The organism is Desulfovibrio desulfopostgatei, assembly GCF_053570645.1.
In genome coordinates this window covers 1,953,561-1,966,546 of sequence record NZ_JBRBQS010000002.1, presented here as the reverse complement: position 1 = coordinate 1,966,546, position 12,986 = coordinate 1,953,561, and the positions used below count along the sequence as shown (strand labels likewise).

Genomic DNA, 12,986 nt, shown 5'->3' with positions numbered 1-12,986 from the left:
GATAAGCCTATGTTGAGTAAAAATGTTCAGTTGGTCATTCGGGACGCCCTCATGGAAGCCCACCGGCGACGGCATGATCTGTTGACTGTGGAGCATGTGCTCTTTGCGCTGACCAACAGCATGAAGGGGCGCATCATTCTTGAGGGCAGCGGGGCAAGCGTGCCTGTGCTGCGCGAGCAGCTTGAGGAATTTTTCAACAAGGAACTGGAACCCGTTTCCCTGGCGGAAAAGCACGAAGTCTCGCAGACGGACAGCGTGCAGCGCGTGCTTGAACGCGCGCTGGAGCATATCCGCTCCTCCGGGCGCGACGCTGTGGAGCTTGGCGACCTGCTCATTTCCATCATGGATGAGGAAGAAAGCTACGCCCACTTCTATCTGCGCAAACAGGGCGTTGAACGGCTGGACGTGCTGACTTTTATTTCGCACGGGCTTGATGAAGGTTCCGGTTCGCGCGGCGTGGAAGCCGGGGCCGAAGCCGGGGACGGCGAAGCCAAGGCAGACCCCCTGGCCCAGTATACCGTTGAACTTACGGCCCGTGCCAGGGAAGGCAAGATTGACCCCCTCGTGGGCCGCACTGCGGAACTTGACCGCGCGGTTGAGGTTCTGTGCCGCCGCCGCAAGAACAACCCCCTCTTTGTGGGCGACCCCGGCGTTGGCAAAACAGCCCTGGCCGAGGGCCTTGCCTTGCGCATTGTGGAAGGCAACGTGCCTGAAATGTTTGCCAAAACAAAGCTTTATGCCCTTGATATGGGCCTTCTGCTTGCGGGCACCCGCTACCGGGGCGACTTTGAAGGCCGCCTCAAGGCCGTGGTGCAAAAGCTCAAGGAGCAGCCAGACTGCATCCTGTTTATTGACGAAATCCACACCATCGTGGGGGCTGGTTCCACCTCTGGCGGCTCGCTTGACGCGTCCAACCTGCTCAAGCCCGTGCTCGCCAATGGCGAAATCCGCTGCATTGGTTCCACCACCTACGAGGAATACCGCAACCATTTTGAAAAAGACCGCGCGCTGGCCCGCCGGTTTCAGCGCATTGACCTTACCGAGCCGACCACGGAAGAATGCCTTGGCATTCTTGAAGGGCTTGAGCCGCGCTATGCGCAGTACCACCACGTGCGCTACAGCCCTGCGGCCCTCAAGGCCATGGTGGATCTTACCGCGCGCCATGTGCGCGACCGCCTGCTGCCCGACAAGGCCATTGACGTGCTGGACGAAACTGGCGCAGCCGTGCGCCTGGGCCGTGGCGTAACGCCTGCCGGAAAGCCTGCCAAAAAGAGCGGCAAGGATGCCCCGCTGGTCAGCGTGGCCGATGTGGAGCGCATTGTGGCCCGCATGGCGGGCATACCCGTGCGCACTGTCTCCGGCAAGGAACGCAACAAGCTGGCAACGCTTGAAAAAGACCTCAAGAGTCTTGTGTTCGGGCAGGAAAAAGCCATTGAGCTGACCGTGCGCGCCATCTTGCGCGCCCGCGCCGGGCTTGGGCAGGAGCAGCGCCCCGCAGGCGCCTTCCTGTTCTACGGGCCAACGGGCGTGGGCAAAACGGAAGTGGCCCGCAGTCTTGCCAAGCTCATGGGCGTGGAATTTCTGCGCTACGACATGAGCGAATACATGGAAAAGCACTCTGTTTCGCGGCTCATCGGCGCGCCTCCAGGCTACGTGGGCTTTGATCAGGGCGGGCTCATGACCGAGGCCGTGCGCAAGGCCCCGTATTCCGTGGTGCTGCTGGACGAAGTGGAAAAAGCCCACCCGGATATCTTCAACGTGCTGCTCCAGGTAATGGATTACGCCACGCTGACGGACAACACCGGGCGCAAGACGGACTTTTCGCACGTTATCCTTATCATGACCTCCAATGCCGGGGCCTTTGAAATGTCGCGGCCCGCCATGGGCTTTGGCGGCACGGCCCCGCAGGATGCGGCGCACAAGGGCCTCAAGGCTGTGGAAAACACCTTCAGCCCTGAATTCCGCAACCGGCTGGACGCGCTTGTTCCCTTTGGCAGCCTCACAGAACCCATGATGTTGCGCATTGTGGACAAGTTTGTGGGCGAAATCCGCACCAGCCTCGAGCAGCGCGGCGTAACGCTTACACTCACGGAGACCGCCCGCAAGTGGCTGGCCCGCAAGGGCTTTGATCCCTCCATGGGTGCGCGGCCCCTGCGCCGCCTGCTGCGCACGGAGCTGGAAGACCGCCTGGCGCACGAACTGCTGTTCGGCTCGCTCAAGAAGGGCGGCAGCGCAAAGCTGACAGTCAAGGGCGAAGAACTGGCCCTTGAACATGAGGGCAGCGCGGCAAAAAGTCGTAAGCCGGTGCCTGTAGACGCCTGATTATATGCACAAAGGCGGGCCGGGGCTGTTGCCGAATGCGGCAGTTCCGGCCCGTTTGCGTTGACGCTGTTTTCAGTGGCATCCGCCCCGTCTTAGATAATATTCAAATGGTACTCTGTCGGCAAAGGACGCTATGATCGGGGCATTTACAGCACTGGCCTCTCAATTTCCGCCGCCGGAAACAGCCCGTGAAGACGGCTTGCTGTGTCTGGGCGGCGATCTGCGTCCAGAACGTCTGGTTGCTGCCTACAGCCGTGGGATTTTTCCCTGGTACTCCAAGGGAATGCCCATTCTCTGGTGGTCGCCGGATCCCCGTTGCGTCATGCCCCTTGAGGGCTTTCGTTTGCCTGCGCGCAGCGCCCGCAAGCTGCGCCTGCATCCTTTTGAGCTGACTCACAACGCCGCTTTCGGGCGGGTTATCCGCGCCTGCGCAGCACCAAGGGACAAGGAGGGCGGCACCTGGATTATTGACGACATGATGCGCGCCTACGAAGACCTGCACGCCCTTGGCTATGCCCATTCCGTTGAGGCCTGGCGCGATGGCGAACTGGTGGGCGGTCTGTACGGCGTGGCGTTGGGCCGGGCCTTTTTTGGCGAATCCATGTTTCACACCCAGCCCGAAGCCTCGCGCGCCGCACTGGCAGGGCTTGTGGCCCTGCTGCGCCAGCGCGGAGCAACCCTGCTTGACTGCCAGCAGGAAACGCCGCACATCATGCGCATGGGCGGCGTGATGCTGCCGCGCGCGGTTTTTCAGGCCGAACTTGAGCGCGCCCTTGCCTCGCAAACGCAAACAGGCGCTGCGCAAAGTTGCGCAACGCCTGAAATGGCTGGAAGCGGTCTGCCGTTTCCGTGGCTGCCCTGGGGAGTTGTGTACAGTTATTCCCCGGACGGCTTCTGGGCGGCCAGATCGTAAAAACCATAGGCCGGGAAGGGCAGCGGATAGTCGCGCACCGCGTCAAAGCGGATGAAGCCCGTGGTCTTGCCTTCGCCAATGCCTGCCAGCGGCGCAACGCCCATGGGCACGGGCAGATCAAGCGGGCAGACCGTGATTTTTTCAATCTGGTCGGCATAGCGCTTTTCAAGGTATTCAACCAGCGCGTGGCTTTCTTCTGCTGTGAAGGATTCAAGCACGCAGCGCAGGGCGGCTTCTTCCGTAGCGCCTTGCAGCACTTCTGCCGGAACGGAAGGGTCAGCCGGGGCCACAAGGCCAAGACCCTTGATGGCTTCCACTTCGGCATCAGTCGCGCCGGGGCGGAAAATCTGCACGTCCAGATGGCGGCAGCCCTTGAAGGTGCTAAGGGTTGCGGCCACAATGAAAACCCGGTCGATGGGCAGATCTATCTGAGAAGGTACGAAGATTTTTTCCATGGCAATTCCCGTTCGTTATTGATGTAATCCTGTCCTCTTACTCCAAAACATAATATTATGGAAGATAATCAGGTCATCCCATTCAGCCTTGAAACGGCGTACACCCCCACGGGCGACCAGCCCACGGCCATTGACGCCCTGGTGGACAATATTCAGGCCGGGGTTCCCTCCCAGGTTTTGCTGGGCGTTACCGGCTCCGGCAAAACCTTTACCATGGCCAACGTCATTGCCCGCTGCAACCGCCCGGCGCTGGTTCTGGCCCCCAACAAAACGCTGGCAGCCCAGCTTTACGGCGAGTTCCGGGGGCTGTTCCCGCGCAATGCCGTGGAATATTTTGTCAGCTATTACGACTACTACCAGCCGGAGGCCTATGTTCCGGCCTCGGACACCTATATTGAAAAAGATTCGTCCATCAACGACAACATAGACAAGCTGCGCCACGCCGCCACCCACGCCCTGCTGACCCGGCGCGATGTGGTCATTGTGGCTTCGGTTTCGTGCATCTACGGCCTTGGCTCGCCGGAATATTACGCCAAGATGGTCATTCCCGTTGAGGTGGGACAGCACTTCCCCATGGACAAGCTCATCACCCGGCTGGTGGAAGTGCACTACGAGCGCAATGATTACGACTTCCACCGCGGCACCTTCCGCGTGCGCGGCGATGCCCTTGAAATCATTCCCGCCTACCATCACGAGCGGGCGCTGCGGCTGGAATTTTTTGGCGACGATATCGACCTCATGCGCGAGATTGACCCCCTCACGGGCGAGGTGCTGGCCGAGGTAAGCAAAACCGTGCTGTACCCTGCCAGCCACTTTGTTTCCGCGCAGGACAACCTCAAGCGGGCTGCCAGCGACATACGCGATGAACTGGCGGTGCGGCTCACCTATTTCAAGGAGCACGGGCAGCTTGTGGAGGCCCAGCGCATTGAGCAGCGCACCCAGCTTGACCTCGAAATGATTGAAGAACTGGGCTACTGCAACGGCATTGAAAACTACACCCGCCACCTCGACGGCCGCAAGCCGGGCGAGCCGCCGTCCTGTCTGCTCAACTATTTTCCCGAAGATTTTCTGCTCTTTGTGGACGAATCGCACATCACCATTCCGCAGGTGGGCGGCATGTACAAGGGCGACCGCTCGCGCAAGCAGACCCTTGTGGACTACGGCTTCCGCCTGCCCTCGGCGCTGGATAACCGCCCCCTCCAGTTCAACGAATTCACCAGCATGCTCAATCAGGTGGTGTACGTGTCGGCCACGCCCGGCAAGTACGAGCTGGATCAGGCGCAGGGCATTGTGGCGGAGCAGATTATCCGCCCCACTGGCCTTGTGGATCCGGTGGTGGAGGTGCGCCCCACCAAGGGCCAGATGGAAAACCTGCTGGGCGAATGCCGGGGCAAGGTCACGCTGGGCGAGAGGGTGCTTGTCACCACCCTTACCAAGCGCATGGCGGAAGACCTCACCGAATACTGCTGCAATATGGGCGTGCGGGCGCGCTACCTGCATTCGGACATTGATACGCTTGAGCGCATGCAGATCATCCGCGCACTGCGGCTTGGGGAATTTGACGTGCTGGTGGGCATCAACCTGCTGCGCGAGGGGCTGGACATCCCCGAAGTGTCGCTTGTGTGCATTCTGGATGCGGACAAGGAGGGCTTTTTGCGCTCCACGGGTTCGCTTATCCAGACATTTGGCCGCGCCGCGCGCAACGCGCAGGGCAAGGTCATTCTGTACGCGGACAAGATCACCGATTCCATGCGCGCCGCCATGGGCGAAACCGAGCGCCGCCGCGCCAAGCAGGCGGCCTACAATGAAGAGCACGGCATCACGCCCACCAGCACCCGCAAATCGCTTGAATCGCCACTTGATAGCCTGTATGTGGAAGATGGCGGCGGACGCGGGCGCGGCAAGGGCAAGGGTAAACAGCGCGACCCAGACGCAGTGCCGCTGACTGCCGAGGATGTTGCCATTCTTGTTGCCAAGCTTGAAAAGGAGATGCGTCAGGCGGCTCGTGATCTGGAATTTGAACAGGCCGCAGAGCTGCGTGACCGCATCCGCATTTTGCGGGCCAGGCTTATCGCCATGCCCGAATAGACGGGGGCGCTTGCCCCTGTGAGCAGTGCCGCCGCAAAGCCCGTAAGCCAAACAAGGGCACGGCGGCTGACCATCAGAAAGGTTTTTTCATGTCGCAGAATTCACGCAATGGCAGGCAGGAGCAGAACAGCCTCTTTGCCACTGGCCCCGCTGGCGGTCCCAGCAGCGAGGAGCGCAACCGCGCCCGCTGGCTGGCCGCAGAGCTGGAGCGCCACAATTATCTGTATCACACCCAGGATGCGCCGGAAATTTCGGACGACCAGTTTGACGCGCTGTTTCATGAGCTGGCCGCGCTGGAAGACCGCTGGCCCGAGCTGCGCTCTGCCCATTCGCCCACCCTGCGCGTGGGCGGCAAGCTGCTGGACGGCCTCGCCAAAAAAAGCCACAGCCGTCAGATGTACGGTCTGGACAACGTCTTTTCTGTGGAAGAGTGGCGCGATTTTGTGGAGCGTATGCGCCGCGCATGGGATACGGAAGTCAACGGCCCCCTGCCGCAGGCCTTCTGGTGTGATCCCAAGCTTGACGGCCTCGCGCTGGAAATCATCTATGCGAATGGCGTGTTGCAGGAAGCTCTGACGCGCGGCGATGGCGAAGTGGGTGAAGTCGTCACCGAGGCCGTGCGCACCATCCGCACCGTGCCCTTGCGCCTCAGGGGCGAGGGGCCGTTTCCCGCGCGGCTTGAAGTGCGCGGCGAAGTGGTGATGTATAAAAAGGATTTTGACGCCCTCAACGAGCGGCAGGAATCCCTGGGGCAAAAGACCTTTGCCAATCCGCGCAATGCGGCAGCAGGAACCCTGCGCCAGCTTGATATTTCGGTTACGGAATCGCGCCCCCTGCGTTTTCTGGCTTATAGTCTGGGTGATGCGCAGTGGGCTCCGGCGCAGCCGTGCCGCCTGCATTCGGAGCTGATGGCCAGGCTGAAGGAATACGGTTTTCTTACGCCGCCAAACGGCAAGCTCTGCGCGAACCCTCAGGATGTAGAAAACTATGTGAACTGGGTGCGCGAAAACAGGCCGGAATTTGCCATGGAAATTGACGGCGCCGTGGCAAAACAGAACGACCTTGAAGCCCAGGAGGCACTTGGTTTTACGGCGCGCGCGCCGCGTTTTGCCGTGGCCTTCAAGTTCCCGGCCATGCAGGCGCAAACCCTGCTTGAGGGCATAGAAATTCAGGTGGGGCGCACAGGGGCGCTTACGCCAGTGGCCATGCTTGCGCCGGTGGCTGTGGGCGGGGTGATGGTTTCGCGCGCAACCCTGCATAATGAGGATGAAATCCGCGCGCGCGACGTGCGCGTGGGCGATACCGTTATTGTGCAGCGCGCGGGCGATGTTATCCCCGAAGTGGTCGGCCCGGTGCTGGATAAACGGCCCGCAGGCGCTGAACCTTATCAGTTTCCCCGCACATGCCCGGCCTGTGGGCAACCTGTGTACCGCGAAGAAGGCGAGGCTGCCTGGCGGTGCGAGAATCTGGCTTGCCCCGCCATCCGGCTGCGCTCCATAACCCACTTTGTTTCCAAGGCCGGGCTTGATATTCAGGGCGTGGGGCAAAAGTGGATCGAGCAGCTTGTGACCAGCGGGCGCGTACAGTCGCCAGCCGATCTGTTCAGCCTCACCGTGCAGGAGTTGCTGGGCTTTGAACGCATGGGCGAGGTGCTGGCGCAAAAGTTTGTGGATTCGCTGGAAAACGCCCGCCACACCGCGACCCTGCAAAGGCTTATCAGCGCCCTTGGCATCCGCCACGTGGGCGAGCAGACGGCCCGCACCCTTGCGGCGCGCTTTGCCGATCTGGACGAACTGGAAAACGCCACTGTGGATAGCCTGCTGGCCCTGCCCGATGTGGGGCCGGAAGTGGCTTCGTCCATACGCAACTTCTTTGACAGCCCTGCCAACCGCGAGCAGCTTGCGCGGCTCAAGGAAAACGGCCCGTGGCCCAAGGGGGCGGATTCGGCTCAGGGCGCGCAAACCCTTGTCGAAGGGCCGCTGGCTGGCAAAACCATCCTTTTTACGGGCACCATCAGCGTGCCGCGCGGCACGGCGCAAAAGTGGGCCGAGGCCGCCGGGGCTGTTCCCCTTGGTGCTGTCAGCAAAAAGCTGGACTATCTGGTGGCGGGCGAAAAGGCGGGCAGCAAACTGGACAAGGCGCGCTCCCTTGGCGTAACCGTCCTGGATGAAACGGAATTCAGAAACCTGTTGCGTGAATCCGGCATTGAGCCGGAATAACGGAAACGGAGAAGCTATGAGTACTTCTATTATTGTGGTCGGGGCCAGCGGGCGTATGGGCAAAACCATCAGCGGGCTTGTGGAAGCCGACCCGCAGTTCACCCTTGCGGGGCTGGTGGACAGCCCGGAGCGCATAGCCGCTCTTGCGGGCGCTGCCTGCCCTGTTTCCGACAGCTTGTCGGCCCTCTTGCCCAAGCTCCCGGGGGCAGTGGTCATTGACTTCACCGCTCCTGCGGTGAGTCTGCAATCGGCCAAGGCCGTTGCGCAGACCGGCAATGCCCTTGTAATCGGCACCACGGGCTTTACCGATGAGCAAAAAGACGAACTGCGCGCCCTTGCCGCCAAGGCCCCGATTTTCTGGGCCTCGAACATGAGCATCGGCGTGAATGTGCTGCTCAACATCCTGCCCCAGCTCACCAAGGCCCTGGGCGAGGATTATGATATTGAAATGGTGGAACTGCACCACAACCGCAAAAAGGACAGCCCCAGCGGCACGGCCCTGACCCTTGGCGAATGCCTTGCCGAGGCCCGCGACTGGAAGCTCAACGATGTGCGCTGCTCCAGCCGTGACGGCATCATCGGCGCCCGCCCCAAGGAGCAGATCGGCATTCAGGCCATACGCGGCGGCGATGTGGTGGGCGTGCATACCGTGTATTTCATGGGCCCCGGTGAGCGTATTGAAGTGACCCACCAGGCCCACTCGCGCGAAAATTTTGCGCGCGGCGCTATCCGTGCCGCTGGCTGGATGGCAGGGCAGAAGCCCGGCAAGCTTTACAGCATGCAGGACGTGATCAAGGATATTTAACGGAGGCCTATGCGCAGCACCGGGCCATATTTTTCTCCGGTTATTGCGGGCTGATATTATTGCATAATCCTCAAGGCTCGTTTCAGTTCAGGCTCAGCGCTTTGTGGCTGAGCCTGAACTGAAACGAGCCTTGTCTGTATTTGCATGCCAAGTTATTGCTATTCATTTAATTCGATAATAATATAAACAAAATATTGAATAATAAGCGTTTCAAAAAAAGTTTATCGTTTTAATATATAATATTTTGTGTTTACAATATAATTGTACGATAATATTTTAATATTTATAGTGTGTAGTGTTTGTAGATATATAAATTTAGTAAAAATAAATTATGTAATTTTTTATGATCCTGCATTAATATGATTTTTTTTGAACATTTTTGCAGATTACTTGTTTTTACACTTTGTCTTTCTATTGGTTTTGTGAGCAATTTTGTGAGGTCGCATCAGTGTAATTACATTGTATGGTGGATCGACGCAAATCCTTAACCGAGTGAGACTGTTATGTTTGCAAAACGTATGTTGGCTGCCGCTGTTATCGCCTCTGGCTTGTGCATTGGGCTGAATTGTACGCCCGCCAACGCCTGCTCGCGTATTTTACTCAACCATGCGCCATATCATGTTGTTGCGCGCACAATGGATCTTTACATTCCAGACCACGCCAAAATTATGGTGTACCCTCAGGGTATGGACAGGGATGGAGGTGCGACAACCGGCCAGTCTCTCAAATGGAAATCGAAGTACGGCAGTGTTGTTGTGCGTTCGTTGAATGCCGGAACTTCTGATGGCATCAATGAAAAAGGGTTTGTGGCAAATCTGCTGTATTTGCACGAATCCCAGTACGAAGCTCGCGACAATCGACCAGGAGTATCCAATCTGCTGGTTATACAATATATTTTAGATACATCGGCCACGGTTGTAGAAGCGCTGGAATCACTTAAGAGTGTACAGGTTGTTTCTGAACTTGCTTCTGGGCGGACATGGCCGCTGCATTTGTCTGTCTCTGACGCAAGTGGCGACTCTGCTGTGGTTGAATTTGTGGATGGAGTCATGGTTGTCCATCATGGCAGCGAGTCCAATGTCATGACCAACGAGCCTCCGCTCGCATGGCAACTCAACAACATGAAGCGTTTCAGATACTTTGGCGGTACAGAAGCTCTGCCGGGCGATATTGATCCTGCCAGCCGTTTTGTTCGCGCCGCAGCCTTTCTGAAAACAATTCCCGCTCCCACTGATACAAGGGAAGCTCTGGCGATGGCCTACAGCATTATCAAGACAGTGTCGGTTCCCAAAGGGGCGGAAAACACCTCAAGTGATATTGAATCCGAGGACAAGTGGCCCACCCTATGGACAACCTTGGCCGATTCCACCAACAGGCTCTATTTCTTTCAGGCTGCCGATTCGCCAAATATGTTTTGGGTAGACCTCAGCAAGGTCAGTTTTTCCAAGGGCAAGCCGATACTCTTTGTGTCGGGCGAAGATCATTCATTGAACGGTGAAATTTCTGGTAAGCTGGTACCGGAAAAGCGGTAGGAGATTTTCTTGCTGCGGCTAAACAGCTTGATGCAGTCTGAAACCAGCATGTACCTGTCAGCTTGAAAATGTTATTAACTGCATCTCGTACTCGTGAAACGGAGACATAAAAAGCCCCTGAACGGTTTGCCGTTCAGGGGCTTCGAGCTTGTTGCAGGGGAGGGCAGGCTTGCGCACTGCCCCGCTGGGTGTTTTTAGGAAACCATCTGCGCAATGAGCTTTTTGAGTTCCTGCGCCTGCTTTGCCAGTTCCGTCACTGCGTTGGCAGATTGCGACATGGCGGAGGACGTCTCTACGCTGATGGTGTTGATCTGTTCCACAGCGCGGTTGATCTCGTCGCTGGTGGCCGACTGTTCTTCTGCGGCGGCGGCAATGGAATGCGCCTGATCCGCAGCCTGATCCACCAGCACCACAATTTCTGAGAGCGCCTCGCCGGAGGTTCCGGCAAGCTCAGTGGTCTGCTCGATGGTGTCTACAGTCTGGTTGACCTGATCAATGTTCTGCGTGGTGCCGCTCTGTATGCCCTGAATGGCGGAACCAACCTCGCGGGTTGCCTGCATGGTCTTTTCCGCCAGTTTGCGCACCTCGTCGGCCACAACGGCAAATCCGCGTCCGGCTTCGCCCGCGCGCGCCGCTTCGATGGCGGCGTTGAGGGCCAGCAGGTTGGTCTGGTCTGCAATGTCTGAAATCACGGTCATGATCTGGCCGATACTCTGGGCCTGATCGCCCAGCGAGGCCATTCCGGTCTTGAGGCCCAAAGCCTGCGTGTGCAACTGGTTGATGCCCTGCACTACCTTGTTGACCACTTCTGCGCCATGTTCCGCCTTGCGTTTGGCATTGATGGTAGTGTCTGAGGCACCGCCCGCATTGCGCGCAACCTCAAGCACCGAGGCATTCATCTGCTCCATTGCGGTGGCGGTTTCAGAAACACGCTGCGTTTGCTGATCCGCGCCACGGCTGGCCTGTTCCACCTGGGTGGAAAGCTCTTCGGTAGCGGTGGAAAGCCTGTCGGCAATGGCATTGGCGTTCTGCGCCACCTGGGCAACGGCGTCACGCTGCTGCTCGATGGTGGCCTGCTGCTTTTTGATTTCCGTCAGGTCGAACACAAGTGTTACTGCACCAACAATATTGCCGTCCAGATCGCGGATCAGCGAGGCATCAATGCGCAGATTTTTGTGCTGGCCGTCTGCAAAGGTCATTGCTGCTTCAATGCCATGTGCGTTTACTCCCTCGCTCAGACATTTATGGCAGATGGTACGCTTGTTGGCATCCCCGTAGAAAAATTCAGCCGCTCCCATGCCCTTATAGTCGTCGGGCTTGCCGCTTTTGCCCACAAGCTTGACCATGGCATCATTCACATAGGTGATGCGCACATCTGTATCTGCAACCAGGGTGGGGAAGGTGATGCCCTGCAATACGCCGTCAGCAAAACCCAGGCGGTTTTTGAGCACTGCGGTCGTTTCTTTAAAATTGCCTGCAAGTTCAGCTAGTTCAAAACTATAATTGCCCGCGAGTGTGGCCTTGAAATCGCCGTGCGCAATCTGCGCGCTGTAGTCCATGATGTTCTTCAGCGGGGCGGTAATGATCCGGCGAACCATAAATATGATGCTGCCCAGCAATACAACAAAAATGCCGATAGCAACGAGAATAAGAATGTTGCGTTGCTCAACGGCGTCTTTTGCAAGATCGTCTGTAAATGCGGAGGTGCAGACAAGCCAGCCTGTTCTTTCAATGGTTTGAAAAACAATTACCTTGTCCTTACCCTGAAATCCGTAATCAAAAGAGCCGTTTTTGAGTTTAAGCGCCTTGACTACAAATTCCAGCTTGCTGACATCGCTCATGTGAGTCTCAGCCTTGGGGTGGGCAATAACGCGACCGTTGGCATCAATAATAAATGCATAACCATGGTCTGCAACTGTTATGTTAAAAACATGGCTTTTAATATATTCAAGCCAGTTCATGGTCACGCATACTGCGCCAATGGGCTTGCCTGTGTCGCCAAAAACTGGAGTAGCGATGGCAAATATTTCTTTTTTTGTGGTTTTTGCAATAACGATGTTGGGGTCAATGGCATCCTTGCCCTGCATGGCAGTTTTGAAATAGCCTCTTTCACTGTAGTTATTGCCAATAAAATTTTCTCCATTGGAGGATGCGCCGGAAACAGCAACGCCCTGCGAATTTAGAACAAAGATGGAATTGATTCCCTTGTATTCTTTGATAAGGGCTTTGATAAGGGTGTCCATTTCGGCGCTGTTACCTTCGATGGCTTTTTTCGCCTGACCGCTCTGCGCCGGAACCTTGATCATGCTCATGTTGGCGTCAATCATGTCATTGACGTTGGCAATGAGGCCGTTGTTTATGATCTTCATGCCGCCAACAGATGTATTGTTGACAATGTGGTATGAAGATTTGCCAACGTAAACAACAAAAATGGAAACGCCGATAAGCAGAATGACGCTTATCAGTGCGGCTATAACAGTATTTACGCTCTTGAATGACAGGCGTGGCATGGTATCCTCCAGTGAGCTCGTGATGCAAGGGTGATTATGATGTGATGATAACGTATGTTAAAAAAATTAGCATTCCGTTAACGCAGCACATCTGACTAAATTTTTTTTATTATTAATAGTCAAAAAAATCGTCAAATCCAAT

Annotated in this window: 8 protein-coding genes; 6 read left to right on the top strand and 2 right to left on the bottom strand. The window is 57.1% G+C overall.

The window, feature by feature from the left end; all coding sequences use genetic code 11:
* The first annotated feature begins 9 nt into the window (after positions 1-9).
* Positions 10-2,322, top strand: coding sequence for an ATP-dependent Clp protease ATP-binding subunit ClpA (clpA, locus tag ACUZ9Q_RS08640; protein WP_192112010.1), 2,313 nt, complete (start codon positions 10-12; stop codon positions 2,320-2,322).
* 133 nt (positions 2,323-2,455) lie between these two features.
* Positions 2,456-3,235, top strand: coding sequence for a leucyl/phenylalanyl-tRNA--protein transferase (gene aat / locus ACUZ9Q_RS08635; protein ID WP_233483014.1), 780 nt, complete (start codon positions 2,456-2,458; stop codon positions 3,233-3,235).
* Here the strand turns inward: aat and ACUZ9Q_RS08630 are convergent.
* Positions 3,199-3,690 carry a hypothetical protein gene (locus ACUZ9Q_RS08630; RefSeq protein ID WP_022659238.1) on the bottom strand — a complete coding sequence of 164 codons (492 nt, stop codon included), beginning with the start codon at positions 3,688-3,690 and terminating at the stop codon, positions 3,199-3,201. The two genes, aat and ACUZ9Q_RS08630, sit on opposite strands and share 37 nt — an antisense overlap.
* 57 nt (positions 3,691-3,747) lie before the next feature.
* Between ACUZ9Q_RS08630 and uvrB the strand changes: the two genes are divergently transcribed.
* The 4 genes from uvrB to ACUZ9Q_RS08610 all read left to right on the top strand — a co-directional run bounded on the left by uvrB (position 3,748) and on the right by ACUZ9Q_RS08610 (position 10,334).
* Complete coding sequence (uvrB, locus tag ACUZ9Q_RS08625) at positions 3,748-5,778, top strand: excinuclease ABC subunit UvrB (RefSeq protein ID WP_233483013.1); 2,031 nt, start codon at positions 3,748-3,750, stop codon at positions 5,776-5,778.
* An 89-nt stretch (positions 5,779-5,867) separates the two neighbouring features.
* A complete protein-coding gene (ligA, locus tag ACUZ9Q_RS08620) occupies positions 5,868-7,997 on the top strand; it encodes an NAD-dependent DNA ligase LigA (RefSeq protein WP_449247694.1) in 2,130 nt (709 codons plus the stop codon).
* A 16-nt stretch (positions 7,998-8,013) separates the two neighbouring features.
* Positions 8,014-8,802 (top strand): 4-hydroxy-tetrahydrodipicolinate reductase, encoded by a 789-nt coding sequence (gene dapB, locus ACUZ9Q_RS08615; protein ID WP_449247693.1) that lies wholly within the window; start codon positions 8,014-8,016, stop codon positions 8,800-8,802.
* A gap of 503 nt (positions 8,803-9,305) precedes the next feature.
* Positions 9,306-10,334, top strand: a complete 1,029-nt coding sequence (locus ACUZ9Q_RS08610; protein ID WP_323389913.1) for a linear amide C-N hydrolase — start codon at positions 9,306-9,308, stop codon at positions 10,332-10,334.
* Between the two features lie 194 nt (positions 10,335-10,528).
* Here the strand turns inward: ACUZ9Q_RS08610 and ACUZ9Q_RS08605 are convergent, their stop codons facing one another.
* Positions 10,529-12,844, bottom strand: a complete 2,316-nt coding sequence (locus ACUZ9Q_RS08605; RefSeq protein ID WP_449247692.1) for a methyl-accepting chemotaxis protein — start codon at positions 12,842-12,844, stop codon at positions 10,529-10,531.
* Positions 12,845-12,986 lie beyond the last annotated feature (142 nt).

Bases quoted from the DNA above. Each gene is read 5' to 3' on its own strand.
- dapB (WP_449247693.1), top strand. From the start codon at position 8,014: ATGAGTACTTCTATTATTGTGGTCGGGGCCAGCGGGCGTATGGGCAAA.
- ligA (WP_449247694.1), top strand. From the start codon at position 5,868: ATGTCGCAGAATTCACGCAATGGCAGGCAGGAGCAGAACAGCCTCTTT.
- clpA (WP_192112010.1), top strand. From the start codon at position 10: ATGTTGAGTAAAAATGTTCAGTTGGTCATTCGGGACGCCCTCATGGAA.
- ACUZ9Q_RS08605 (WP_449247692.1), bottom strand. From the start codon at position 12,844: ATGCCACGCCTGTCATTCAAGAGCGTAAATACTGTTATAGCCGCACTG.
- ACUZ9Q_RS08610 (WP_323389913.1), top strand. From the start codon at position 9,306: ATGTTTGCAAAACGTATGTTGGCTGCCGCTGTTATCGCCTCTGGCTTG.
- aat (WP_233483014.1), top strand. From the start codon at position 2,456: ATGATCGGGGCATTTACAGCACTGGCCTCTCAATTTCCGCCGCCGGAA.
- uvrB (WP_233483013.1), top strand. From the start codon at position 3,748: ATGGAAGATAATCAGGTCATCCCATTCAGCCTTGAAACGGCGTACACC.
- ACUZ9Q_RS08630 (WP_022659238.1), bottom strand. From the start codon at position 3,690: ATGGAAAAAATCTTCGTACCTTCTCAGATAGATCTGCCCATCGACCGG.